Below are 24,951 nucleotides of genomic sequence, written 5' to 3' on the forward strand. Positions count from 1 at the left end.
AGGTAGCGTTAAACACGAAGACCTCGTGAGAGAACGATGGACGTTGAACACCCTGATTCTCTTACGAGGTCTTCGTTCTACCCAGGCGTACTCACCGATCGGCCTACACTCTCAAATCCGAAGAGCCGCTTATTCCGCCGCCGGCCGCTTCAGATGCGGAGAACGGCGACAGAGATCAACAAGATGACTGAGGTCTCGTTGCTGCTTGCGTCGTGGAGGTCATCCCTGGCCCGGGCTCCTAAAGCCCGGGGGTGCCTCGTTCAAGCTTATCAGAGATTCGCTCGTATATCACGCGAAAACAGTCCTCTGACCAGGTATTCCTTGCTCTCCGGCAGGGCGTGAAGGAGCTTCGTTTCTGCTCGTATATGAGCAGAAACGAAGCTCTGTGCATCGCTCTGCGACGTTGTCCGCGGATGGCCGGGCAAAGCCCGGCCCGGGTCAACATGCGACCAGGTGCTCGCGATGTACTCAGAGCCCTCGCCCTGCTTGAGAACGGAGACGAGAGCTGCCGCTCTTAAGCAGGGCGAGGGCTGGACCGTGCACAGCGCGGTCCGGGACGGAGCCTGGCGAGAGGGGTTGTTCCCCTCGGGTCAGTCGCCTTCTTCGTTCGTGAGAGACCCCGTGGCTTCGGCCACGGGGTCTCTCTTTTCACCGGATCTGCATTTGCGCACTGCCGGCGCGACCCAACATCTACGACCAGTTGAGGCGGCTCAGCAGGGCTGTTCCGCAAAACGTACCACGAAGCGGTGCTCGTTCCGGCTACGTTTTCATTCCGAGGAACAATAGACAAAACCCCTGGTCGGAGGGCGTAAATGAGTGGCATCCCGCGAAAATGTCACTGGGGACCGTACCGCGAAGAAATCGTAATAGCTACGCTTCTAGCGGCCACAAATGCACGCTGACCAGGGATTTTACCCAAAACGTACCAGCAGTACCGCCATTTTCAAAGTCTTTACATGCGTGTGTGTGCGCATGTGCGTGTATATGGTTCACTATTTCGTGGAACTCCCGGTACGTTTTTCTATATATTCCTTGATAAATCAACAAAAAATGTCTAAAAAACGTACCACTTAGCCGACAAAACGTACCACTTAGCCGAAAAAACGTACCACGAAGCATTTCTAAGTGGTACGTTTTGCCCTCGCGAGCTCCTGAAACGCGCATTACAGCCCCTGTTCGAGCTCCTCCCGGGCGGGGGCCCCTCCTCCCAGAGCGTGCTCGCACGAGGGCTGAGGGGGCTTCGCGGCACGCTGCGGCTGGCTGCAGCCGTGCCATGCTCCGCCACTCCCACGGCCTGAGCAGCCTCGCGGAGGAGGGGTCGCCTGCCTCCCGAGCGCCGCGCCGCAGGCGCGCTCGACGCCCTGCTACCGCCGTCGCGCGAGCTCTCGCGGTGCGCGAATAATCGCGCTCCGGCAGTGCTGCGTCTACTGCGCCGCTCCAGTCTGCTGCGTCAGGAAGTCCGGTTTGAAAGCGTTGAGGAAGTAGCCGTACTCGTCGAAGTCGAGGCTCATCGGCGTCATTAGGTTGTAGAGCTGGGCACCGGTGCCCTGGAGCTGCAGGGAGGAGGGCTTGATGTCGGCGACGCCAAGGATGTACCCCGACCCAGCGTCGACCACGAGGTCGAGCTTCGCGAGCTGGAAGAGCTCGTAGAGCACGCCGACCTGGAGTGAGTCCAGTGTCTCACCGCCCCTGAAGTCCTTGTCGCGCACGAGGCTGAGGGGTCCTCCTGTCTGCTGGCGGTTTCCGATGATGAAGATCGTGATGAGCTGCCGGTACGTCAGCGACTCCATCAAGGACAGGATGTAGTTCGCGTGGCCCGAGTCGATGTCGTCGCGGAAGACGATGTTCGTGTAGAAGTTCGCGAGCAGCGCCACCTTCCGCTCCTCGTACGCCTTCCGAGCCGCGAGGAACGTGCCCTCCAGCAGTTCATCGGCCTCGGAGCGCAGCTTCTTGCCGTTCTTGCGCTCCCGAGGCCTGAAGAAGCTCTCTGAGCGAAGAGGCTGCCCACCGTTCAGGCGCTCGGTGATCTTCTCCCGCGCGAGCAGGTACACCGACCCCATGCGCTCCTGCTCAGTCTCTGCGGTGAAGCGTGCGGCGACGTCTCCCGCGACGGCCTTCATGCTGTCTTGCAGGAGCGCGCCGGCAGCCGCGCCGGCCACCGCTCCGACCGGGCCGCCGACGAACAGGCCTGCAGTCGCGCCTGCGGTTATGCCCAGTGCGCCTGCACCGGACTCGATCATCCGCCCCAGTGGCGTCTTGTTGCCGTCACTCATGGTTCTGTTCAGTCTCCGTTCCCAGTGCTGAGCCTACTGAGGCTTCCGCCGACCCTTCGGGTTCGCATCGGCAGGCCGCTGCCGCACCGCAGGGAGTTTGTCCTTGACTTCTCCCGCGAGCAGGCCGGTTGCGTCTACGCCCAGGAGTTTCGCGTACTCGTCGAACGTGTCCATCGTCACGTTCCGCTCGCCGCGCTCCAGTGCGGCCAAGTAGCGAGGCGTGACGCCGATCCGCTCCGCGAGCTGCTCCTGCGTCAGGGTCCAGTGCTCGCGCTGCGCCCGCAGCCCCGCACCGAGCCGGTGCCTCAGAGATTCCCCCATAGCTATCCAGCGTTCCAACCGGAACGTGTGCGTACCAGGCACAGAAGCGTTCCGGTTACGCTAAGATTTGCTCGTAGACGAGTAGGAATGATGCTCGTTAAGCAGAGACGGGAGCCCCCGCCCGGTCGCCTCGCCAGCGCCGGAAGACTCCAGCCCCCAACGGCCCGACCTGCAGGCGACACGCACGAGCAGGAAATGAGGCCACGCCATGCGCGCCCAGATAACGAAGAAGACCGTCACGAGCATCGCTGCGGGGGCAGCGATGCTGCTCGCCCTGACAGGCTGCTCGGGCGGGGGCCAAACTAGCGCGGGTATCGACGCAGCGCCCGAACAGGGCGTCTTCGAGTTCCAGACGCCGCGCTACGGCTCCGACAGCGGCGAGCTGCTGATCCGCCTGCCCGAAGGCCTCGTCAGCGCCCTCGGCGGCGACGCCGAGCCGCTAGTCACGGAGGCTGTACTCACCCCGCGCGAGCTCGACGGCGCGAAGTACTGCGCGGTCGACCTGTCGATCACCTACGCGGGTGAGGGCGAGGTCGTCCTGACGAAGCCCACGAAGACCGAGGCCGAGTGGCGCGAGGGCGAGGAGCTCAGCCTCCGGGATTACGCCATCGAGCCGATCGCCGACTACATCAACGAGACCGGCGACACGAGCCTCGTCTTCCAGGACCGCCCCAGCATGGAACAGATCGAGAAGTTCATCGACACTGCGGACTCCTACTTCCTCCAGGACCTCCCCGAGGCGTACGAGGCGTACCTCGCCTCCGAGTACAAGCCCAAGCCGGAGTGGTCCGTGCTGTCGTCCGCGAGCCCAGCGTCCGAGCTGGACGAGTCTGCGCCCGAGCCCGGCAGCTACATCACGTCGGACAATCGGCTGCTCACGATCGTCGACTCCTGCGCGGCATCACCCGCGGACGACGGGGGCACGGTGTTCACATTCCCCGTCCTCGCGGGCGGCGATGTCGAGACGCTCGCCGAGGTGAAGCTCTCCATCATGAAGTCGGGCACCATCACCGTGACCAGCAGCGAGGTCGACGGGTTCGTCCGCGACACCGACGGCAACTGGATCGCTGACTGAGCGCAGCCCAGAGCATGTCCAGAACGCCGCCTCCTGGGCTGCCACCCGACCACCCGCTGATGCAGCACCTGCGGCAGCAGGGGCAAAGCCAGCGCCCCAAGCGGCGCCGGTTCGACACACACGACGTCGTCACCGGCGTACTCAGCATGGCCGTGCTGTGCTGGGCCGCCTGGGAGATCCTCGGCATCGGCAACGCCTTCGGCTATGAGGGGCTCTCCGTGGATGACGCCAAGGCCAAGATGTCCGAGGACAGCATCGCCATCATCTTCGACCCTGTCGGTTTCCTGATCGCGCTGGGGCTCGTCATCGCCTCGTTCATAATCCACAAGGTTGGTGGCACCGGTCTCACGCTCGGCGGCCTCATCGCCACGGCGGCGCTGTTCGTGTTGTCATTCTTCAGGGTCTCGATGCTCGTCCCGATGCTGTTCGGCGCCATCGGGGGAATGACGAGCACCGTCTACAGCTCAGACGACCTCCGTGTGCCAACGGCCGACAACAGCATCGTCGACCCCGGGCAGCTCATCATGTATCAGGGCGGCGAGGGCGTCCGCATCGCGACAGCGTTCGCCAACACCAGCGACGAGCACTGGGAGTCCGCGACGCTCGCGCTGGAGTACAGCGACGCCTCAGGCGTCGTCTGCGGTGTCTACGAGCACGTCGAGCGCTTCCTTGGGCCCGGGCAGCGCGTCGAGGTCAGCACCGAGTTCCTTGCAGCCGCCACGCGCTATGCCGACCCTTCATGTGTGCCGGTGGCGGCCTCGGCTGAGCTGACAAGCATAGACGTCGACTCCCGCGCGGAGATCCCGGAGGCCGACTACGTCCAGCAGCACAGCGCAGCGCCCGAGCTCGCGTCGCTGTACGTCAGCGAGGAGCCGGGGATCGTGAGCAGCGTCGTCACGGTCTCAGTAGCAGGCGCAGTCTCGCCAGAAGCAGTAGACAGCCTGCAGGGCACCGACGGCAGGGCCCGTCTGCCGATGGCGTTCGAGCTCGTCGACCACGAGGGCCAGCGCCTCGCATGGTGCTTCGCGCCGGAGGACGTGCAGCCCGACGGTGGCTTCATCACCGGGAAGTACCACAGCCCCGTCGAGCCGGGATCCTACGCCTCCGTGGCGATCGTCCCGAGCTGCTGAGCCGAGCATCACGAGAGACCCCGCAGCATCACGCTGCGGGGTCTTTGCTTTACACCCGAGCACCCTCCCTTCGCGGAGGACCACTCGCCCCGACGAGCTCAGAACAAGGTGGACCAGATCGCGATCGGCGGTCATCTCACTGTCTCTCACTGCGACCCCGGAGGACCATGCTTTTCATACCCCCGAGGACCACGCCGAGGACCACGCGAACCGAGAAGAGACCGAGTTTCGACGGAGGTTGAACCGAGTTTTGACCGAGTTTCAACGCCAATCGACACGAGAAATGACCGAGCAAACACCGAGTTTCAACGCGCTCTTGACCGAGCTACGACCGAGGTTTCGTGCCTCGGGAAAATCACCGAGGTTGGCACGAGATACGACCGACGTTGACGCGAGATTCACCCGAAGTTTGACCGAGAAATGACCACCCGAGGTTGGCACGAGTTTGCACCGAGTCTCGACCGAGGTTCAACGGCGCGTTCACCGGCTTCTGGCCGAGAAGTAACCGAGGTCTGCACGAGTTTCGACCGAGGTTGACACGAGGTGAAAATCACCGAACCTCGACCGAGGTTTACGTGAGCTTCTACCAGCTTCTGACCGAGAAGTAACCGAGCTTGGCACGAGTCGCTACTCGAACTGCGCTTCGTCCTCTTCGTGGCCCTCAAGAAACACAGCCTCTTCCTCGGCGACCATCTCGTAGACGCCGCGCGAAATCTGGTCGCGCGTCGCGTCGCGGGCGTCGTAGCGCCCCAGCTCGTGCAGCCACGCAGCAGTGCGCTTCTTCTTCTCGCGGAGCATCATCTGCTCGTACACCAGCGGGTTCATGCTCCCACCGTGGTCGCGCAGGAACTTGTCGCCGAGGCCCTTCGGCACCGTGCGGTCGTCGATGCGGTGCCCCTGGGAGAGGGCGAGCAGCGCCGTGCGCTCGAACTCCGGCAGCGCGTCCAGCACCGCCTGCACGCGAGGAGAGACAGTGCGCTTCGGCTTCTGCTCTGCTCTCTGGCGCGTCAAATCAGGCGTCACCGGCCCCGTAGCGGGAGCGGAGGGGCTCGCAGCGACTGGCGCTTCAGGCTCAGCAGCAGGCTCGCTGGGCGCGTAGCGGTCCAGCAGCTCGTCGATCTCCTCGGGCGACTGATCCAGCAGCCCCTGGTCTTCCTCAGGTTCCTCCGTGGACGCAGCGGGAGCGGAGTCCACGGGCTGAGCATCGCCCGCTTCTTCCTCGTCTACGAGCGGAATCGAGGGCGTAGCGTCGGCCTCAGTAAGCCGCGCCTCGCGCTCCGCCAGCGCCGCAGCGACTCTCGCCTTCTCGGCCTCGCTGCGGGCCGTCTGCTCTGCGGCGAGGGCGGCGAGACGCTCGCGACGCTCTGCAGCACGAGCGTCGGCCTCGGCATCAGCGGCGGCCTGCTCGGCCGCCGCCTGCGCAGCGCGCTCGGCGATCCGGGCATCAGCCGCTGCGTCGTCCCGCGCCCGCTTCGCAGCGTCTCGTTTCTCCTGGTCTTCCAGGCGTTTCCGCCAGCCGGCGGGATCAGACTTGAGCTCGGCTGCAAGCCTCAGCACCGTCTCGTGGTCTCCGGTGTCATACGCTTCACCAGCCGCGTCGAAGTCCACGGCGAGGGCAGCCGCGAACTCCTCCTCCATGCGGTCGAGCTGCTCGTCACGCGCGAACGCCAGGACGTCATTGCGGATCTCTGCGAGCTCAGCAGGCGTAAGCGCAGCGACAGGCCGGGGGAGACCCGCCTGCACGCGCTCAGGACGCCTCTCGCGCGGTTTCCCGGCCCTGTTGCAGGCCAGCTGCTCCATGGCGCTCTCGTGCGCGTAGTGGTCGCCCAGCGTAGTGCCGCGGACGTTCTGCGGCATGCCCGGCAGCCGGTACGACAAGGCCCGCTTCTCCCGGGGCGTGCCCGCGCGCGTGATCCGCTCGAACACGAGGACATCTCGCTCGGCCATCGCCTCGGTGAAGCCCGCGAGATCGACCGCACGAGGATCAGCCATCGCTGCCTCGAATGCGTCGCGGATGATGTCGTGATTGGACTTCTCGCCGTTGCGAGCCATGCGGCGGTCGCGGCTGCTGCGCTTCTCGCGCTTCCGCTCAGCAGTAGAGGGCAGGCGCTGCGGCCCCAGGCCGTACTGCGCGCCGTGCTCGGCCAGGAACTTGTCAGCCCGGTCGCGCATCGCGTCGACATCAGTAAGCCCTCCAGCAAGCTTCGAGCCCGCCTTGTAGAGCTTCCCGTCGACCTCCTGGTCGGCGTACAAAGTAGCGTTCCGCACCACGTGCACGTGGAACGCGCCGCCTTTGCCGTCGGCCTGCCCGGTCGCCATGAACTGCTCGCCGGGGTAGTCCGTGCGCATCATGTCGTTGACGAACGCGAACGCATACGCCACCTGATCCGGGTCGTCGGGGTTCACCTCGTCAGGGCCGAACGAGATGATCAGGTGCCGCGCCTCGGCCTGGCGCACGAGGGCACCGGGATGACAGACGTGCGTCGCCATCTCGCCGTCGCGGGCCTCGCGCCAGACGCGGCGGCCGTTGGGGCGCGTGACGCGCACGTGCGTCGCCACTTCGCCAGCCTCAGGCAGCGCGTAGCGGGACGGCGAGGTACGCACAGCGCCCTGCGTGCCGAAGCGCCTGCGCGTCACCGCGAAGTCGACTGCCACTGTTTCCGGCCGGCAGTAGTTGCCCGCGACATGCAGCACGCGATCAGCAGCGGTCTGCCCGGGCTTCGGTTTCACCGTGTAGCGCGCCAGACGCGCCGCCACCTCCGTCGAGCTCACGACGATAACAGGCATGTCAGCTCACCCCCTTGAGCGCGCGGTACTGCACGCTGGAGTCGCGCTGCGCATCACGCTGCATCGCCTTCAGGAGCGCCTCAAGCACGCGCCCGACGCGGTTCACGGCGTCGACCGGCACAGCCTCGCCGCTGTTCGCGAGCTTCACTATCTGGTTCCAGTTGTTGCCGATGCGCTGCAGCTGGAACGTCTGCTCGGCGTAGCGCTTCGACACGTCCTGCAGCGACTCGCGCAGCGCCACGAGAGCAGCAGAGTCCTCGTGCAAAGCGACGCTGCGGCGGTGCGACATGCGCTTCGCGAGCACGTCGTCGACTTTATCCACCGAGCCCGACGCGAGCGCCTCGTGCACACTCGTCACCGACGCGCGCAACGCGTCGGAACGGCTCCCTCCGAGCTGCTCGCGCACCTCGTCGAGAGCCGCGAGCTCCTCGGTTGACAGCCTGACGGCGACGACCTCGCGAGCTGCACTGGTCGCCGCGCTGCGCGCGTCGGCTGGCGCACCCTTCGCTCCGCTCGGGCCCGCCTGAGCGGTGTCGGACGCCTGCGCTGCCGCTGCGACATCCTCGCCAAACGTCGGGCGCTCTTTGCTCTTCTCTTCGTTCATCGCCTGCGCCCTCCGAGTGCTTAGTCACCTGCACTGTCACCCCGGACGCCTGCTACTTCGTACGCAGGCGCCTCGGGGATCCATTTTAGGTGACTAAGCACTGGCAAGCAACCTGACCGTTTACGTTCTTCGCTGCGCTCGAACTCAACAGTCAGGCCGGTCGTGTCTGTCTCGCTCACGCTCGACATCCACTTCCTTTGCTTGCGGGAAGGCTGCGCCCTCCTCGACCACCTGCTCACCTCGCGCTCTCGGAACCTGTACGGTTCCTCGATCGCGACGTGGTCATGCCGACCCTCGCGGCTCGTCATGACACGCTCGCCGCACCGTGCTGCGCACGTCGCGGCTCGCTGAGCAGCGCACGTCTGCGCACCCTGACACGGGTGCTGCAGAACACACGCTGTCTCGCGTCACGCGTGACGCTCGCGCGGTGCTCTGCGATCGCCCTGCGGTACCCGCTGACCGACGCAGACCACCACCCCGCACGAGGGAGGGGACCTCCCGTCGTGCGGGGGCATAGCCCCCGCCGGGTGGGGATGTGAGAAGGGTGTGAGCACGCACGCGCACACACGCAGCACACGCCAGCAGCACCACCCGTGCGGGAGGTGCGACACCACGAGGAGACACCCACATGAGCACCAGCACGAGCAACGAAACGAGCAGCGGCAACACCCGCGAAGCGGCGATGCGCAGGCACCCCAGCTACCAAGCAAAACAGCACGAAGAGCCCGAGCAGGGACAGCACGATGACGAGGTCTACGAGGAAGGCGCGAGACGCGCCGCGCAGGCCTCGGAGCGGGAGCGGAGAGGTGGCACCGACCTCGCGCGCGAGGCAGCTTCATGAGTGAACCAGACGACGCTCTGCCCGCCCAACCATCACCGCCCGCGCACCAGCCCGGCCGCGCGATCGCGATCAGCCAGGGGCGGAACTACTCGATCACCTACCCGGTTGGGCACCCGCTCTACGGCTCTGTCGGCTTCGACATCGACGCGGCCCTCGACGACCAGTACAACGAGCAGGATGAGCCCTCATGAGCAGCATGAACACCCCGCCCATCTCGGCGGCGCCTGAGATCGAGCCCGAAGACACGCCGATCACGATCGACGACCTCGACTGGGACGCCTGCGGCATCAGCCACGAGACGGGCGAGTTCATGTGGGGCAACGGAGACTAACCCGCCCGCATGCGGATCTGCTCGTGAGCCCCTCCCAGAGGACGCGGATCGACGACCAAGACAACGAGCAGGAGGACCGCTCATGAGCGACGAGAATACTCCGCCTCTCTCGGCGACGGAGCGGGAGCGGAGGCGCCGGGCGGTACGAATAGTGCGCGGCAGCCATGCGCTCGACGGGTTCTACCCCGACGAGGAGGAACTCGCCGAGGACGAGGAGTACATCAATGGCACAGCGACCCTCGACGAGCTGATCGAGCGGGCGAAGGAGAAGTACGGCACCCACTCGGGCCCAGAGGGACAACAGAAGAGCCGTGGACGAGCGAAGACACCGCTGCTGGTAGCAGGGGCGCTCGCCCTCGCCTGCGTCCCGGGGCTGCTCGCCGGCCTCGTCTGGCGGCTCTGGCTCGCGCACTGAGACTCAGCCCGCTACGACCGATCATGAATGCCCCTCGGAGCGGCAGCAGAGAGGGGCGGGCAGAAGAGCGACCAAGACAGCCGCAAGAGCGCTCTGCGAGGACCACCACGAAACAAAGCCCGAGGACCACGTCCTGACCCCTTGGCGGCGGAGCGGGAGCGGAGCCGCTGCGTGGTCCTCCTGACCCGTCGCGAAAGAACCGGCGTGGTCCTCGCTGCGCTTTCCGACCCCGCAGCGGGAGCGGAGGGGGCGGTGATGAGCGCATCGCGCGCACAGAAGAACAGCAACACCAAGCACAGAGAGAAAAGAGCACCATGACTAAAACCAGCAAGACCCCCGACGGCAAAGCAGCAAGCCCCGACTGGGCCGTCGTCTCCTCGGCGACGGTCTACGACCTCAGCTACACGGACAATCGTGGCTCCCGGCAGCTCCTGCTGATCGGCTACGACAAGCCGCACGCCATCCACGCGGCGCTGGCGCACCTGCGAGGGATCAACGGCCCTCGCGGCTACGCGAAGCGCACCCGCAGCGGCTGGATCACCCGCAACGACCCGCGCAGGCACGAGAGGCACAGCCACCGCGGTGTCAACACGCTGATGCTCGTGCACGGCTCGGAGGGCGACCCCTCTGGGGCGCGCCCAGGAATCAGCGTCGAGAAGCACGCAGTGCTGCGCGAGCGACGGGCCGACGGCATCACGACTAGCCGCGAGTTCGAGGCCCGCTTCGCCATAGTCCCGGAAGAGAACATCTTCTTCCCGGAGGAGACCGAGGACAACCCCTCAGGGATCGTGCGCGTCTCGTTCGACGAGCAGCGCGCGAGGAAGGCGCGCCACCTGGAGCCGCAGCCGACGATCCATGTACTGAGTACCCCCGGAGCATGAGGCGTGTGCTGTGCTTGCTGGTGCCAGCAAGCACAGCACAGCGTCGCACTACAGGCACTGGTGCATTGCACGAAACGACAAGAGAAGGAGACCGCGCCATGGCCGAGGACGACGAGAGCAGGAGCGCTCCCGCGACCCCGATAACAGAGGCAGGAGTCGACGCCCGCCTCGCCGCCGCCGACGGCGTCCTCGGCGCTGGCGGTCACAAAGTCACCGACCCCGTCGCGCGGGAGATCGTCCGCCGCAAGATCCGCGGCGAGATCAGCAGCGAGGAAGCAGACCGGCTTATCCTCGCGCACTGCGGCGTCACGCCTTGGGCGCAGCACACTCGCGAGTGCCGCTTCTTCAAGCCGAGAGCGATGCTGTCGGCTGCTCCCATGCAGGGCGATCAGAGCGAGCAGGACGACCACCACTCAGAGCCGCTCTTCGCCGGCCCGGAGCTCCAGGCGATGTACGACGCAGCTGAGCCGTCGCCAGGCGGCGACTGACCGCGGCCTCGGAGAAGCTAGAGACAAACAAGTGACCCCGAGGCATCGCACCTCGGGGTCACTGTTTTCATGCGGGTCTGCACGCGTGGAGCTCACAGCCCGAGCGCCCGCCGGAGCTCGGCGATCCTCTTCGCCTCGCCGAGGTCTCCCGGGCTCTCCACGATGTTGTGCAGGCGGTACAGGTCCTCGACGAGCCGGGAGCGGCGCTCCTCGCGCTTCGCGGTCACCCTGGCCTGCAGGGTCTCGACCTGAGCGAGAGCGCGCTCCAGGCGCTCTTCCTCGGTGAGGGCACGCTTGCTCGTGCGTCGCCTCGTGCTCGGCTGGGCAGGGGGAAGCACAGCAGCAGGCGCAGCAACATCCTGCGCGAGCTCCTCCGCCTCGGAGAAATCCTCGTCCTGCTCGTGGTCGGTGCTCTTCTGGTCCTCGGCGTCCAGCGCCGCGTAGTCGAAGCTCATGATGTCGTCTCTCCTTCAGGTAGTTGGTCTAGTCGTGCTCGTGAGAGCTCGGTTGGTGTGGTGGTTTGGTTGTGCTCAATCCTCGTGCGCAGCGGGAGCGGAGGACGAGGGGCGGGCAGGACGGGCAGAGGCGGCAGCTGCGCGCCGCTCCAGGCGCTCGGCGGCGCGCAGGTGGCCGCCCTGGGCGGCCCAGAAGTACAGCGCGGCACTGAAGCAGCCCAGCGCGCCCAGGCTCAGCACGGTGATCACCAGCAGGAAGACAGTGCGCTCGTCCATCACAGGCTCCTCTCGTCGTCGGGGCGGAGCTTCGCGCGGACGGCGAGACTCTCGTGGTCGGTGTTCTCAGTCATGATGTTCTCTCTCTCTTTTTCTTGTTGCTGGTGAGGTCGGGAGCAGGTGCCCCTACCCGGTCGGCGACAGCAGCTCGTCGAGGTCTGCCCGCGCTGCGACGACCGCGAGGGCGATGCTCTCGGCGCGAGCGATCTCGGTCGGGTCGTACGCGCGCTGCGGCGCGGCGCCGCACGAGCACGAGGAGCCGATGCGCATGATCCGGGCGTGCTCGGGCACATGAGCAGGATCGGCGACGCCCTCGCCCTCCACCGCGCGCTTCTCCCAGAGAGCCTCCTCGTCTGCAGCGAGGCGCTCGCAGCGGATGAGATGCGCCTCGGCCGCGGCGACCACGGGGTCGGCAGCAGGAGCGAGCGCGTGGGCCGGCGAGACAGCAGCAGTGAGCGGAGCAGCACGGTCCCGGTACAGCACGTTGCGGAACTGCATGCCCTTCGGGAAATCGCGCTTCCACTTCTCGGGCATCTCGAATACGTTGCGGTGCTGGTACTCCACGACGAGCGGCTCCCGCCCCGCCATTCGCGTCGAGGCCTTCATCTTCTCGCCCTTGCCGAGGTCGACCCAGTCGCCCGGGCCGTCGGCGACGGCCGCCCTGATGCTGTCGTCGAACGACTTGCGGTCGACCATGTGGCCGCTCGGCTTGTTGCGCGCAAACCAGCCCTTGTAGACCTCGAACAGGAACTCCAGCGGCAGGAGATCCCACACGAACTCGTCTCGGTGCTCGGCCCAGAACAGGCGCACCGGGTCGTTATCGTTCTTCGCCTCCAGCAGCAGGGCCGCCGAGACGGAGGTCTCGCTGTAACCGGTGAAGTCCATCTCCAGGGCCCGGCGCATGACGTACTGCAGCACCTCAGGGCGGTGCATGTAGTCGTCCTTGATGTACTTGCGCTCGCGGCCCTCGAAGCGGGCCGTGAGCGGGATCAGCAGCCAGCGGCGCCACATGCTCCCGCCGTGGTCGCCGAACTTCGGCAGCGCGTTCATGCAGTGGATCTGCGCTCCCTCGAATACCTCGTTGTAGGGCTTCTCGTACTTCGGGTTCACCAGGATCGGGTCCCGGGTGGCGAGGGACTTGATGATCTCGGCGTTCCTGACGAAGTCGTTCGTCGCGTTCTCGTCGGAGGCGATCAGCGACTTGCCGGAGATCAGGGGCAGAGTAGCGTCCTTCGCGAGGTTCGAGAGGCTCGCAGCGAGCGTCCTGGACTCCCCGGCGAGACCGGTCGCCAGAGCGACGATCGTGCCCTTGCCGTTATTGCCGTCCTTGTCGTAGAGCGCCACCGCCTTATTGGTTCGTATGTGCGGCTGCGCCACTGAAGCGAGGACCTCCCAGAGCTGGCCGTAGACCTCCTCGTCTCCATCCGCGATCTCCATGAGACCCGAGTCGACGTCCCAGTCGGTGCCGTCGTCATCGTTGTGTATCACGGGGTTCTGCGCATCTGCCACATATGCGACGGGTGAGCGGGACAAGAACACGCGGTCCGGCGAGAACGGGTGCAGCTCACCCGTGGCGCGCTCGTAGTCGCCGTTCGCGACGGGGGCCCAGAGCGCGCTCGTCTCCCGCCTGATGCGCGGCGCGAGGCGACGCACCGCCGACTCGACGTCCTTCATGAAGCTCGCGCCCCCTGAAGAGTTGTACACGCCAGCCAGCGCGAAGACGTGCTCCACGTTCGGACTGTAGACGCCGTGCTCCGGGTCCCAGACAACGACGGGGTCGAGCTTGTCGGGACGGGCTCCGGGGGCGCGCGAGGCCAGGAGCCTGCGCACGCCGTGGAGGGAGACCAGGATGCGCGCGACCTGGTTGAACGTCAGCGTCTTCAGCAGCGGGGCCTGGTTCTTCTCGTTCGCGTCGGCCCTGGGGCTGACGCGAACGGCCCGGCCCGCGTTGAGGAGGCGCAGGTTCGCGTTCACCTGCTCCAGGAGTTCGCGCTCGATGTCCTGCGGGTGAGGGAGCGCTTCTCCGCGCGCTGCGGCCTCCAGGAGACCGTCCAGGTACACCGTGGTCACATTCTCGATGACCGAGTTCTGCGTATCGGCGTCCTTGCTCGGGGACGAGGAGAAAGTCGCTGCGACAACTGGCAGGAACGCCTCGGTTCCTGTAGTATTGATCTCAGCGCCGCCAAACGCTTTGGGAGCCCCTCGACTCGTGTCGGGGGCTTCTTCTTTTTCGGGCGGTGCTCCCGACTGGACGGGCACGGTCTGCTCGGTCATCTCACTCGCCCCCGATCGTGATGAGGGCGTCTGCGAACGCCGAGAGCACGACGTCGCGCTGCTCAGGTCGCAGCGGGGGAGCAGCCTCAGCCACGCGCTTCGCCCACAGGCGGAGGGTGGAGTCGTCCGCCGTTCGCGCGCCCGCGAGCACAGGCGCCGGGCCGAAGAGCGCGTCGAGGTCTCCCGAGGACACGCGGTGCTTGCCGTTGACGATCTGGGACGGCAGCCTGCCGTCGGCGATCCTACGCATCAGAGTGACGCGGGACACGCCCGTGTAGACGACTGCCTGGGTCAGGTCGAGGTGGTCCTCGCCGTCGCGGCCCACGAGCACTGTCCGATTACGCTCCGCCATGATGGCGGCCTCTCCGCAGAAGGGCGCGACGAGCGCTCACCGAGCGGTGAGTGCTTCAGTCGCCTGCCGGCTCCTGGGACCTGCCCTTGCGCCCTCCCGCTTGAGAGGATGTTCAGGGGTGTGCGATAAACGTGGGACTCGTGTTACGTCGGTGGGTAGTCACTTCCATTCCTCCGACGCCGCCGAAGCGGGGGCATTGTTCTTCAGGTCTCTGTTGCCTCAAGCATATCTTGTGTCTACCTGACGCCGCAACCACAAGATGTAGTGTGTCGCGAGATTTTCCGTGGCGGTCCGGGCGGCGCTCCCGCTCGCCGTTGGGGAGGAGGATCCCTCCCTCCAGAGGGTGCTCGGCCTGGGTGGAGAGGGCGGTCGATCTACGGCGGGTGACAGCAGCTGTCACCCGCTTTTACCGCATGATTACGCGGAAGTTGACCGCGCGGGTGACACGGGTGACAAACGAGCAGAGCCCTTGTCACCCGCTTTTGCCGCGGAATCATGCGGAAGTAGCCGTCCGGGTGACACGGGTGACAGATTTTCTGCTCAACCTTATATAGAGAAATCACACTTCGTGAGAGCTGGTTTCTAAATATAGTCATAACTCAAAAATGCTGTCACCTGTCACCCATAGGGGTAAAAACCGCAGAATCATGCGGCTAGAACGGGTGACAATGCGGGTGACAGGCTGTCACCCGCTGTCACCCACCGCCATGCACCCGTCTGCCCGAGCAACCTCATGCCCGACGAGCTCTCCCTCCCCATCGACCGTCCGAGGCGCAGCGGGAGCGCAGCCGCGGACCTCAAGACGTCACAAGACTCTGCGACCACACGTCTCGTCGCCCTCTCCGTGACGCAGCGGGAGCGGAGTCACGGGGCAAGCAAGCGCAGCAGAGAGCGCAGCAACAGTCGGCAACGACCACGCACAACGAGCGCAGCAACAAACCGTGACACGCCGTGCCGATCATCGCTTCGCGATGTAGATCGGATCGTCTAGCCTGTGACCAGTCGTAAGACTCATGCTGCGACTGCCTTTCAAGGGGCCGCTTCAGGACTCGGACACCACGGAGCGGCCCTCACCTTTTTCTCGGCTCCGGCAGTGCGCTTTATTGCTCGCTACTTCCAGCCGGGCACCACACGCTCAGGGTGCAGACCCTTCTGCCCGCGGGCACCGCGCTTCACACGAGGGGCGAGTACAGCGCCTATGACGCGCCTGCGCTCGATGAGATCCATCTTCTCCCACGCCTGGCGAACGGCGCCCTCGCGCGCCACTTTGAGGACCCAGGGGTCGACCTCGCTGAGCTGCTCCAGCCGCTTCTGCGCCGCCTCGATCTTCGGCTCGACCCGTGCCTGCTGGTCGAACAGCAGGTCTAGGTTGCGCTCGCGCTCGGCCCGCTCCCTGACCTGCTCCAGCCACTCGCGGTGCCCGTCGATCTCTTCGAGCAGAGCCCGGCGCTCGGCGTCGTTGCCGCTACCCCTTCCAGCAGCGGCCGCCACGAAGTCCGGCCGCTCCAGCCGCGCGAGCACGAGCTCCGTCACGATCTGGTCGAGCGACTCCATCTTCATCGCAACGTGGAAGCCCTTCTTCCCGTCCGGGCCCGGCCTGCCGGGCAGTCCCTGGCACATGTACGTCAAATAGTGCGGCCGGTCGATCACCATCATCGGTTCGCCGTGCTCGTCGAACATCGGTCGCATCTGCCTGTCCAGGCGCTGTTTCATGGCGACCTGCTTCACCGGCTGACCAGCCGCGTCGAGCACGGGAGAACCATCCGCGTCGAGCACCGGCACGAGTCTCTTGCCCCCGGCGTTCTGCTTCCCGACGCGCAGCGAGGAGCCGCAGACGTCGCAGAACGCGATCCCGCTGAGCAGGTGCTTGAACTCCCGGAAGGCTCCGGGTCGCTTGCGTGAGGCAGGAGAGAGCGCTGCCTGCAGTCGCACCCAATCGTCGTACTCGATCAGAGCCGGCCACACGGCGTCGCCCACGATCTCACCGCGGTGCTGGCGCTTGCCTGCGTACGCGGGCATAGTGAGCATCTGCTTGATTGCCGCCCCATCCCAGCCGTGGTGCATGCGGTGCTCCTTGCGCTTGGGTCGACGGGGCTCGATGCCCCGTTCGTTGAAGCTCTTCGCGATCGAGTACATGCTCTCTCCCGCGAGCGCCCGGCGTGCGGCTTCTTTGACGATCGGCGCCTGCTCCGGGTGCTCCTCGATCCGCACCAGCTCACGAGTCTGAGGGTCGTAAATACGGAGGTACCCGTAGACATTCTTTCCGTGGGGCTTGCCCTCCTTCGCCGCGTCGCGGACGTTGCGACGGATGCGCTCAGAGGACTTGTCGCTCTCGTACTCGGCGTCGACGGCGTCCTCGTGCAGCGATCGCCTGTCGCGAGCGTTCGTAGGGTCGTAGAGCCTGCTGTGCGTCGTAACCCAGATCTTGACCCCTCGATCTTCGCAGAGCTCGATCAGCCGGGACCACTCGCTCACCCGGCGCGAGCCGCGCGACGACTCCCAGATCGCGAGCACGTCAGCGTCGAACGTCCCGCCCTCCAGGTCGGCGACGAGCCGCTCGAAGTCCTCGCGTCCGCCGCGCGCGTAGCGGCTCGCACTTCGATCGACGTCGCGGTACGGCTCCGAGGCATGCGGCACGAGACCCTCGCGCGCGAATGCCCTCAAGTTCTCCTCGTGCTGCTGATCGGGAGACTTACCGGTCTTCTTGTCGTCCCTGGACACGCGAAGGTATTCCCGCACTACTAATGACCTGGTCATATCACTCACCTCTGGTAATAATTATAGCTGGGGCGAACTGCGGGATTCTGGTCGGCGCGGTCGTATGGGCCGCCTCTGCGCTGGGCCTCGGTCGGCGCCTGCGCGTGCCGCTCGGTGCGGCGGCGCTCGGAGGGTTCGTGATCGTCGTCGGCCCCGACGCGAGCGTGCAGCGCGCGGCGGTCATGGCGGTCGTGATGCTCGTCTCGAGCTTCGGAGGCAAGCGGGCGCTCTCGCTCCCCGCGCTCGGCGCCGCGATGATCGTACTGCTGCTCGCCGATCCCTGGCAGGCGCTCCAACCCGGATTCGCGCTCTCCGTCGCGGCGACCGCAGGCATTCTCCTCCTCTCCCCGTTGTTCGAACAGGCGGTGCTCCGGCGACTCGCCGTGCCGCGCTGGCTGGTGCTGCCGGTCACCGTCGCTCTTGCCGCGCAGATCGCCTGCGGGCCGTTCCTGCTCCTGCTGCAGCCGAGCATCCCCGCAGCGGGCGTGCTCGCCAACACGCTCGCCGCGCCTGCGGCGCCGCTCGGCACGGGCCTCGGCCTGATCGCGCTGCTGCTCCTGCCCGTCGCACCGTCGCTCGGCGAGATCTGCGTGGTGCTCGCGAGCCTGCCGGCCCGCTGGATCTCCGCAACGGCGGAGGTCGTGTCGCAGCTCCCGGCCGCGCGGTGGGCGTGGCCGGGCGGCTGGGGAGGCGCGCTGCTGCTCGCAGCGGTGGAGCTCGCAGTGCTCGGCGCCTGGCTGCTCGTCACGAGACGGATCGCGCTCTCCGCCCGGGATCGCGCGACGGCCAGGGCACCGTGGCACGGAGCGCGGCCCCTCGCGCCTCCCACGCGGATCATCGCGGCGGCGCTCGTGTGCGGCGCGCTCGGCGTCTTCCTCTGGCCGGTGGCGATCGTCCCGCTGGTCTCGGCCGCCGGCATCCCGGGCGACTGGCGCATCGTCGCATGCGATGTCGGCCAGGGCGACGCGCTGCTGCTGCGAGACGGCGAGCGGCCGCGCGAGACGATGCTCGTCGACACGGGCGACGATCCCGAGAAGCTGACCGCCTGCCTCGAGCGCTTCGGCGTGAAGCGCATCGCACTGCTCGTGCTCACGCATGACGACCGCGACCATGTCGGCGCCCTGAGCGCCGTCGCCGACCGCGCCGACGCCGTGCTCATCGCCCCGGCCGACGCCGAGAGCGGCGACGAGCGGCCGCTCCTCATGCGCCTCGCGGAGGCGGGGCTCGAAGCCCGCATCGGCTCCTCAGGACTCTCGGGAGGAGACGGCGCCCTGAGGTGGGAGGTGCTCGCGCCGCACCCCGGGGCGGTGCCGGCCGACACGAACGCCGCGAGCCTCGTGCTGCGAGTGCGCAGCGGAGGGATCACCGCTCTGCTGCTCGCCGACACCGGAGCCGAGGAGCAGGCCGCGCTGCTGCGCGGTGGGGAAGAACTCGGGGCGGACGTGGTGAAGGTCGCCCACCACGGCTCGCGCGATCAGGATCCCTCGCTGCCCGCCGCCGTAGGGGCCCGTCTCGCTCTCGTCTCCGTCGGAGCGGACAATGGCTACGGGCATCCGACACCCGAGACGCTCGCCGCGTTCGAGCACGCGGGGGCGCAGACGCTCCGCACCGATCTGCATGGTTCGATCGTGATCGCGGGGGAGTCCGGCGCCTTCAGGCTTTGGTTCGAGCGCGAAGGGCGGACCGACGATGGCGCGGGCGGGTCTCCGGGCTCCGCCGACCGGCCCCGCGCGAGCGCACGCGCCGTCGCTCGCCGAGTAGGGTTGAGGGGTGGCAGCAGCGCGTGGAGCGAAGAACAGGATCCCCCAGCTCGAGTGGGCCGAAGCGGCACCCGCCCCGATCGTGCTGGTGAGCGGCCCGGAGGCCTTCCTCGCCGATCGTGCGGTCCAGGCGGTGCGCGAGGCCCTCCGGGCCGCGACGCCGGAGCTCGAGGTGCACGACATCGACGCCGCCTCCTACGCGGCGGGCGAGCTGTTCACCATCGCGAGCCCCTCGCTCTTCGCGGAGCCCCGACTGATCCGCGTCGAGGGCGTCGAGAAGTGCTCCGACGCCTTTCTCGAAGACGCGAAGCGGTACGTGCAGCAGCCCGCCGAGGATACGACGCTCGTGCTGCGGCACGCCGGAGGTCAGCGCGGCAAGGCGCTGCTCGACCTCGTGCGCGGCGGGGCGGGCGACGGGGTCGAGATCGTCTGCCCCGAGATCAAGAAGGACCAGGACCGGCTCGGCTTCGTGCAGGCGGAGTTCCGCCGCCTCGGCGCGCAGGTGACGCCCGGTGCCGCCCGTATGCTCGCCGCCGCCTACTCCGGCGGCATCGGCGAGCTCGCGGGCGCGTGCGCGCAGCTGGTCTCCGATGTCGGGAAGCGCATCTCGGAGGCCGAGGTCGGCCGCGCGACCGAGGGGCGGGTGGAGACGACGGGCTTCAAAGTCGCGGACGCGGCGACGGCGGGGCGCGGGGCCGACGCGCTCGTGCTGCTGCGTCAGGCGCTCTCGACGGGCACCGACCCCATCCCGATCCTCGCGGCCGTGAACATGAAGGTGCGCGCGATGGCCCGCGTCTACGGCGCGGCGGGCTCGGGCGGTCAGCTCGCGAAGCAGCTGGGCATGGCCCCCTGGCAGGTCGACCGCGCCCTGCGCGAGGTGCGGGGCTGGCGGGAGGAGGACCTCGCCCGAGCCGTCGATCTCGCGGCCGAGACCGAGTGGAGGCTCAAGGGCGGAAGCCGGGACCCCGAGTATGCGCTCGAGCGCTACATCCGCTTCATCGCTGCCAAGGGCAGGCGATAGGCGGGCAGCGGCGAAGGTCGTCGCGCAACGGGGCGGACAGGGTGGAAAACAACAGGGGCCCCGCCGCAGCGGAGCCCCTGTTCGAAGCAGTCGGTGAAACCGTCGTCTTAGAGCGCGGCGACCTTGGTGGCCAGCTTCGCCTTGCGGTTCGCGGCCTGGTTCTTGTGGATGACGCCCTTCGAGACGGCCTTGTCGAGCTTGCGCGCGGCGACCTTCAGGTTCGCCTCGGCAGCGGTCTTGTCGCCGGCCGCGATCGCCTCGCGGGTCTTGCGGACGAGGGTGCGGAGCTCGCTCTTGTACGCCTTGTTGCGCTCGGTCGCCTTCTGGTTGGTCTTGATGCGCTTCAGCTGCGACTTGATGTTTGCCACGTTGGGTTGGTTCCTTCAGTTGGAGGTCGATCGGTGGTGTTCCGCTCGGCGAGAGAGGGCGCCTCACGGAGAGTGTGGATTGATCCACACGCAAGCCAAGAATCAACTCTAGCAGATGGCGGCGTCCGAATCCCGATCTCGCCGCCGTGTCATCCGAGCTCCAGTCGATAGCCCATCCCAGGTTCGGTCAGCAGGTAACGCGGGGATGAGGGATCGGGCTCGAGCTTCTTCCGGAGCTGCGAGAGGTAGAGGCGCAGGTAGCCGGTGTCGCGCGCGTGCTCGGTGCCCCAGATGCTGGTGAGGATCGTCTGACGGGTGACGAGCCTGCCTGCGTTGCGGATCAGCAGCTCGATCACCTGCCACTCGGTCGGTGTGAGGCGGATCGTGCGGGGTTCGTCGCCCGAGGTGTCCACGACGCGACGCGCCGCGAGATCGACGGTGATATCGCCGAGCCTCACCGCGGGTTCCGCCTCCTGCACCGGTAGCCGACGCGTGAGTGCCCGGATGCGCGCGAGCAGTTCCTCGATCGAGAACGGCTTGGTGACGTAGTCGTCGGCTCCCGCGTCGAGGGCGTCGACCTTGTCCGCCGCCCCGGCGCGGCCCGACACGACGAGGATGGGGGCCTCCGACCAGCCGCGGATCGCGTGGATCGCCTCGACTCCGTCGAGCCGGGGCATGCCCAGATCGAGCAGCACGAGGGCCGGGCGGTGCTCGGCGGCGACGGAGACCGCCTCGGCCCCGTCGGAGGCGGTCAGGATCTCGTAGCCCTTCGCGGTGAGCGTGATGCGGAGCGCGCGCAGCAGCTGCGGGTCGTCGTCAGCGATGAGGATCTTCACTGCGCGCCTCCCGTCGATCCGGCCGCCCCGATCCCTCTCCCCGTCTCGTGACCGCGGGGAGCCGCAGGCAGCGACACCAGCATGGTGAGCCCGCCGCCGGGCGTCTCCTCGGGCACGATTTCGCCGCGCATGGCCTCGATGAAGCCGCGCGAGAGCGCGAGACCCAGGCCGAGCCCCGTGGTGTTGTCGGTATCGCCGAGACGCTGGAACGGCACGAACACGTCGTCGCGGCGGTCGGCGGGGATCCCCGGTCCGCGGTCGAGGACGCGGATCTCGACCCGCTCGCCGACCGCGGCCGTCGAGACCGAGATCCGCCGGCCCGGCGGCGAATGGCGCCTCGCGTTGGCGAGCAGGTTCACGAGGGCGCGCTGCAGCAGCACCGGGTCGCAGAGCGCCTGCGCATCGCCGTGCCCGAGCTCGAGCTCCGCCTCGTCCGGGCCGAGTTCGAGCTCGTCGAGGGAGAGCATGATCGTCTCGACAGGGTCGGTGACGATCTGCGAGACCGTGAGCACGCCGGCCTGCACCCGGCTCACGTCGAGCAGGTCGGTGACGAGCGTCGACAGCGCCGCGAGGCTCTCGTCGGCGGTGTCGAGCAGTTCCCGCCGGTCCTCCTGCGAGAGCTCGGATCCCGCCGCTCGCAACCCTCCGACCGCAGCGGTCGCCGACGCGAGGGGGCGGCGGAGGTCGTGACTCAGCGCGGAGAGGAGCGCGCCGCGCAGACGGTGGGAGCCCGCGACCGACTCGATCTCGTCGACGGTCTCCTCGAGGCGCCGGTGCGTGCGTGCGCTGCGGCCCACCACGACGCTCACGAGCACCGCGATCGCGATGTGCAGCAGCAGGGCGAGGATGTGGATCGGTTCCGCGATCGTGATCTCGCGGTAGGGCTCGATGAAGGCCAGGTCGAGCACGACCCCGGAGAGCACGGCGGCGAGGAGCGCGGGCCAGATCCCTCCGATGAGCGCGACGATCACGACCAGCAGCTGATAGCTCAGCACCTCGACCGTGATGGTCTCGGGAGCGTGGATCGATCTGAGCGGCCAGAGCAGCAGCAGGCCGCCCGCGAGCGCGAGACCGGTGCCCCAGAGCTGCCGGCCGCGGCTGAGCGCCCCTTGCGTTGCCATGTCGATCCTCCGCTCGCTCGACTCCAGCGTATTCGGGCGAGGGATCCGGGGAGGGATCCCTCGCCGATCTCCCACCGACCGCAGGCCCGGCGCTCAGGCCACGTGCACCCAGGGGCGTCCGGCGGGGTCGGGTTCCGCCTCGCGCAGCACCTCGCGCGTCATGGGGGCGATCTCGCCCTCCCCGAAGAGGAGGAACCTGACGAGGTTGCGCAGCGGGTGCCCCTCCGTCCATCGGAAGTAGATGTGCGGCGTGCAGCCGTATTCGCGGCGCAGGTGCAGGGCGATCGCCGCGATGCCGTTCGGCACGGTGCTGCCTCGCGCCGTCAGCACCCGGTAGCCGTGCCGTTCGACGCCGCGCACCAGCAGCTCGTCCTCGAAGTCGGAGCTGTCGGAGACCTCGATCTCGATGAACAGCACGTCGTCGTCGGGCAGGCCGTGGGCGATGCGCGCGTGGCGCAGCTTCTGCCGGTAGCGCGCGGGGCTCACATCGTTGGGTTCGTGGGCCAGGAGCCGAGCCCGCCCGCCCGGTGCGGCGTCCACGAACTCGGCCGCGCTCTCGTCGAGGCGCACGGCGGTGGCGCGCAGTTCCGTGGATCGGGCCACGCGCGAGACGAAGCTCACGGCGACGATGCCGAAGACGAAGCAGGCGGCGATCTTCAGGCCGTCGGGTCGCTCGATGATGTTCGCGACGGTCGTGTAGAGGAAGACGACGGTGACGGCGCCGAAGCCGACGGTCGCGGCGCGCTGTCGCGCGCGTCTCGCGACGAGCGTCACGGCGATGGAGGCGGAGGTGATGAGCACGAGCACGCCGGTCGCGTAAGCGCCGCCCTGCGCGTCCACGTCGGCCCGGAACAGGATCGTGATGACGAACGCGATCGCGGTGAACACGAGCACGAGCGGCCGCGTCGCGCGCGTCCACGCCGGCGCCATGCCGTATCGGGGCAGGTAGCGCGGCACCAGGTTGAGCAGCCCGGCCATGGCCGAGGCGCCGGCGAACCAGAGGATCGCGATCGTGATGAGGTCGTAGGCCGTACCGAAGCCCTCTCCGAGATAGGCGTGCGCGAGGTAGGCGAGGGCGCGGCCGTTCGCCGCACCGCCCGGCTCGAACTCGGCCGCAGGGATCAGTGCGACGGTGGTGAACGACGAGGCGATGAGGAAGCCGCTCATGATGAGCGCCGAGGTGGTGAGGAGGCGCCGCGCGCCGCGGATGCGGCCGGCGGGGCGCTCCTCGGTGTCATCGGCGTCGCCGCTGATCTGCGGCATGACGGCGACGCCCGTCTCGAAGCCCGACAGGCCGAGGGCGAGCTTCGGGAACACGACGAGTGCGATCGCGATGACCATGAGCGGGTCGCCGTGCTGCGTCGTGAGCGTGCTCCACCAGTCGCCGATGGCGACCGGATGCTCGGCGAGATGGGCGATCGCCACGGCGATCACGATCAGGTTGAGTGCGAGGAAGGCGGCCACGAGCACGGTCGCCAGTCGGATCGCCTCGCGGAACCCCCGCAGGAAGACGGCGCCGAGGGCGGCGAGCAGCACGAGGGTCACTGCGATGTTCCGGCCGTGCAGCACCTGCGGAGCGAACGGGTTCTCCACGAGGTGGGCGGTCGCGTCAGCGGTCGACAGCGTGATCGTGATCATGAAGTCGGTCGCGGCGAAGCCGAGCAGCACGAGCACGGCGAGTTTGCCGCCCCAGCGGGGGAGCAGTTTCGCGAGCATCGAGATGGAACCGGTGCCGTGCGGGCTCTCCCGGGCGACGCGCCGGTAGACCGGCAGTGCACCCGCGAGGGTGACGACGACCAGCACGACGGTGGCGATCGGCGCGACAGCGCCTGCGGCGAGTGCGGCGATGGCCGGCTGATAGCCGAGGGTGGAGAAGTAGTCGACGCCGGTGAGGCACATGACGCGCAACCAGTGCGTGCGGCGGTGCTCTTCGGGGCGGCCGTGCGGGCCGGTCTGCCTGCCGGGGGATTCCGCGGTGTCGGCGAGGAGCCAACGGGCGAGGGATCGGCCGGCGCGGGATCGGCCGGCGCGCGGCTCGGCCTGCTCGGCGGGGCGCCGCTCGAGCGAGGAGGCGGTCGAAGTGCTGTTCACACGTCCATCGAACCTCCTCCGGACGGTGCCGGGGGTCATCCTGACGGTTTCCATACGGGGCGGTGCCGCGATCCTCGCGGAATCCTCACACGGAGGGTTGCATCGCGACTATTCATTGTTACTATGTAGTGGTAGTCAGTGACATTGAGTAGATGGGGAGCGTATGGGACGTCAGATGACCGAGATGCTCAAGGGTGTACTCGAAGGGGTGGTGCTCGCGATCCTCGCGGCGAACCCCGCGTACGGCTACGAGATCACCTCCCGCCTGCGCGACGAGGGGTTCTCGGAGATCGCCGAGGGCACCGTCTACGCGCTGCTGCTGCGCATCGAGCAGCGCGGCCTCGTGGACGTCGAGAAGACGCCCTCCGAGAAAGGGCCTCCGCGCAAGGTCTACTCCCTCAATGCGCAGGGGCGGGCGCATCTGGACGAGTTCTGGAGCAACTGGAGCTTTCTCTCAGCGCACATCGAAGCACTTCACCGAGAAGGAGAATGAA

The 24,951-nt window shown here is 67.5% G+C and carries 24 protein-coding genes and 1 pseudogene; 11 read left to right on the plus strand and 14 right to left on the minus strand.

Annotated features, from left to right (window positions below; all coding sequences use genetic code 11):
* Positions 1 to 1,424: 1,424 nt before the first annotated feature.
* Positions 1,425 to 2,273, minus strand: a complete 849-nt coding sequence (locus tag J4H91_RS04535; RefSeq protein ID WP_208045081.1) for a hypothetical protein — start codon at positions 2,271 to 2,273, stop codon at positions 1,425 to 1,427.
* A 33-nt stretch (positions 2,274 to 2,306) separates the two neighbouring features.
* Positions 2,307 to 2,594, minus strand: coding sequence for a helix-turn-helix domain-containing protein (locus tag J4H91_RS04540; protein ID WP_208045082.1), 288 nt, complete (start codon positions 2,592 to 2,594; stop codon positions 2,307 to 2,309).
* A gap of 208 nt (positions 2,595 to 2,802) precedes the next feature.
* On the opposite strand from J4H91_RS04540, the gene J4H91_RS04545 reads away from it, so the two are divergent.
* Together J4H91_RS04545 and J4H91_RS04550 are read left to right on the plus strand one after the other, a co-directional pair.
* The gene (locus J4H91_RS04545) at positions 2,803 to 3,669 is read left to right on the plus strand and encodes a hypothetical protein (protein ID WP_208045083.1); all 867 of its coding nucleotides are present in this window, start codon (positions 2,803 to 2,805) and stop codon (positions 3,667 to 3,669) included.
* A gap of 59 nt (positions 3,670 to 3,728) precedes the next feature.
* Positions 3,729 to 4,799, plus strand: coding sequence for a hypothetical protein (locus J4H91_RS04550; protein WP_208045084.1), 1,071 nt, complete (start codon positions 3,729 to 3,731; stop codon positions 4,797 to 4,799).
* Positions 4,800 to 5,426: 627 nt separating this feature from the next.
* Here the strand turns inward: J4H91_RS04550 and J4H91_RS04555 are convergent.
* Complete coding sequence (locus tag J4H91_RS04555) at positions 5,427 to 7,586, minus strand: relaxase family protein (RefSeq protein ID WP_208045085.1); 2,160 nt, start codon at positions 7,584 to 7,586, stop codon at positions 5,427 to 5,429.
* A gap of 1 nt (position 7,587) precedes the next feature.
* Complete coding sequence (gene mobC / locus J4H91_RS04560) at positions 7,588 to 8,190, minus strand: plasmid mobilization relaxosome protein MobC (RefSeq protein ID WP_208045086.1); 603 nt, start codon at positions 8,188 to 8,190, stop codon at positions 7,588 to 7,590.
* Between the two features lie 628 nt (positions 8,191 to 8,818).
* Between mobC and J4H91_RS04565 the strand changes: the two genes are divergently transcribed.
* The 6 genes from J4H91_RS04565 (at position 8,819) to J4H91_RS04590 (ending at position 11,146) form a co-directional block, all read left to right on the plus strand.
* Entirely contained in the window at positions 8,819 to 9,031 is a 213-nt protein-coding gene (locus tag J4H91_RS04565) for a hypothetical protein (RefSeq protein WP_208045087.1), read from the plus strand.
* Positions 9,028 to 9,222: a hypothetical protein gene (locus J4H91_RS04570; RefSeq protein ID WP_208045088.1), complete on the plus strand. Its 195-nt coding sequence runs from the start codon at positions 9,028 to 9,030 to the stop codon at positions 9,220 to 9,222. Before J4H91_RS04565 ends, J4H91_RS04570 begins: the two co-directional genes overlap by 4 nt.
* Positions 9,219 to 9,362, plus strand: a complete 144-nt coding sequence (locus J4H91_RS04575) for a hypothetical protein (protein WP_208045089.1) — start codon at positions 9,219 to 9,221, stop codon at positions 9,360 to 9,362. The genes J4H91_RS04570 and J4H91_RS04575 overlap by 4 nt, the downstream gene beginning before the upstream one ends.
* 82 nt (positions 9,363 to 9,444) lie before the next feature.
* Entirely contained in the window at positions 9,445 to 9,777 is a 333-nt protein-coding gene (locus tag J4H91_RS04580) for an antitoxin VbhA family protein (RefSeq protein WP_208045090.1), read from the plus strand.
* A 314-nt stretch (positions 9,778 to 10,091) separates the two neighbouring features.
* Positions 10,092 to 10,658, plus strand: coding sequence for a hypothetical protein (locus J4H91_RS04585; protein ID WP_208045091.1), 567 nt, complete (start codon positions 10,092 to 10,094; stop codon positions 10,656 to 10,658).
* A gap of 98 nt (positions 10,659 to 10,756) precedes the next feature.
* Complete coding sequence (locus J4H91_RS04590) at positions 10,757 to 11,146, plus strand: antitoxin VbhA family protein (RefSeq protein ID WP_208045092.1); 390 nt, start codon at positions 10,757 to 10,759, stop codon at positions 11,144 to 11,146.
* A 92-nt stretch (positions 11,147 to 11,238) separates the two neighbouring features.
* On the opposite strand, the gene J4H91_RS04595 is transcribed toward J4H91_RS04590, so the two are convergent.
* From J4H91_RS04595 to J4H91_RS04615, 5 genes are all read right to left on the minus strand, one after another.
* Positions 11,239 to 11,601 (minus strand): hypothetical protein, encoded by a 363-nt coding sequence (locus J4H91_RS04595; protein ID WP_208045093.1) that lies wholly within the window; start codon positions 11,599 to 11,601, stop codon positions 11,239 to 11,241.
* 75 nt (positions 11,602 to 11,676) lie between these two features.
* On the minus strand, positions 11,677 to 11,877 hold the full coding sequence (locus J4H91_RS04600; protein WP_208045094.1) for a hypothetical protein: 201 nt from the start codon (positions 11,875 to 11,877) through the stop codon (positions 11,677 to 11,679).
* A gap of 126 nt (positions 11,878 to 12,003) precedes the next feature.
* On the minus strand, positions 12,004 to 14,151 hold the full coding sequence (locus J4H91_RS04605) for a DNA primase family protein (RefSeq protein ID WP_208045095.1): 2,148 nt from the start codon (positions 14,149 to 14,151) through the stop codon (positions 12,004 to 12,006).
* A 1-nt stretch (position 14,152) separates the two neighbouring features.
* A complete protein-coding gene (locus tag J4H91_RS04610; RefSeq protein WP_141886125.1) occupies positions 14,153 to 14,503 on the minus strand; it encodes a helix-turn-helix domain-containing protein in 351 nt (116 codons plus the stop codon).
* Between the two features lie 1,110 nt (positions 14,504 to 15,613).
* On the minus strand, positions 15,614 to 17,260 hold the full coding sequence (locus J4H91_RS04615) for a recombinase family protein (protein WP_243752637.1): 1,647 nt from the start codon (positions 17,258 to 17,260) through the stop codon (positions 15,614 to 15,616).
* On the opposite strand from J4H91_RS04615, the pseudogene J4H91_RS04620 reads away from it, so the two are divergent.
* Positions 17,248 to 18,417: pseudogene (locus J4H91_RS04620) on the plus strand (ComEC/Rec2 family competence protein); the annotation flags it as partial. The gene J4H91_RS04615 and the pseudogene J4H91_RS04620 overlap by 13 nt on opposite strands.
* A gap of 87 nt (positions 18,418 to 18,504) precedes the next feature.
* On the opposite strand, the gene J4H91_RS15475 reads toward J4H91_RS04620, so the two are convergent.
* Positions 18,505 to 18,879: a hypothetical protein gene (locus J4H91_RS15475; RefSeq protein ID WP_243752638.1), complete on the minus strand. Its 375-nt coding sequence runs from the start codon at positions 18,877 to 18,879 to the stop codon at positions 18,505 to 18,507.
* Positions 18,880 to 19,030: 151 nt separating this feature from the next.
* On the opposite strand from J4H91_RS15475, the gene holA reads away from it, so the two are divergent.
* Positions 19,031 to 20,041, plus strand: a complete 1,011-nt coding sequence (holA, locus tag J4H91_RS04625; RefSeq protein WP_208045097.1) for a DNA polymerase III subunit delta — start codon at positions 19,031 to 19,033, stop codon at positions 20,039 to 20,041.
* Positions 20,042 to 20,148: 107 nt separating this feature from the next.
* Here the strand turns inward: holA and rpsT are convergent, their stop codons facing one another.
* The 4 genes from rpsT to J4H91_RS04645 all read right to left on the minus strand — a co-directional run bounded on the left by rpsT (position 20,149) and on the right by J4H91_RS04645 (position 24,265).
* Positions 20,149 to 20,409, minus strand: a complete 261-nt coding sequence (rpsT, locus tag J4H91_RS04630) for a 30S ribosomal protein S20 (protein ID WP_208045098.1) — start codon at positions 20,407 to 20,409, stop codon at positions 20,149 to 20,151.
* Between the two features lie 149 nt (positions 20,410 to 20,558).
* Entirely contained in the window at positions 20,559 to 21,245 is a 687-nt protein-coding gene (locus J4H91_RS04635; protein WP_208045099.1) for a response regulator, read from the minus strand.
* A complete protein-coding gene (locus J4H91_RS04640) occupies positions 21,242 to 22,366 on the minus strand; it encodes a sensor histidine kinase (protein ID WP_208045100.1) in 1,125 nt (374 codons plus the stop codon). The genes J4H91_RS04635 and J4H91_RS04640 overlap by 4 nt, the downstream gene beginning before the upstream one ends.
* Before the next feature lie 93 nt (positions 22,367 to 22,459).
* Entirely contained in the window at positions 22,460 to 24,265 is a 1,806-nt protein-coding gene (locus J4H91_RS04645; RefSeq protein ID WP_243752651.1) for an APC family permease, read from the minus strand.
* Between the two features lie 355 nt (positions 24,266 to 24,620).
* Between J4H91_RS04645 and J4H91_RS04650 the strand changes: the two genes are divergently transcribed.
* Complete coding sequence (locus J4H91_RS04650) at positions 24,621 to 24,950, plus strand: PadR family transcriptional regulator (RefSeq protein WP_208045102.1); 330 nt, start codon at positions 24,621 to 24,623, stop codon at positions 24,948 to 24,950.
* The last annotated feature ends 1 nt before the right edge of the window (position 24,951 follow it).

Origin of the sequence: Leucobacter ruminantium, assembly GCF_017565705.1 — a bacterium.
In the GTDB taxonomy this organism is placed as follows: domain Bacteria; phylum Actinomycetota; class Actinomycetes; order Actinomycetales; family Microbacteriaceae; genus Leucobacter; species Leucobacter ruminantium.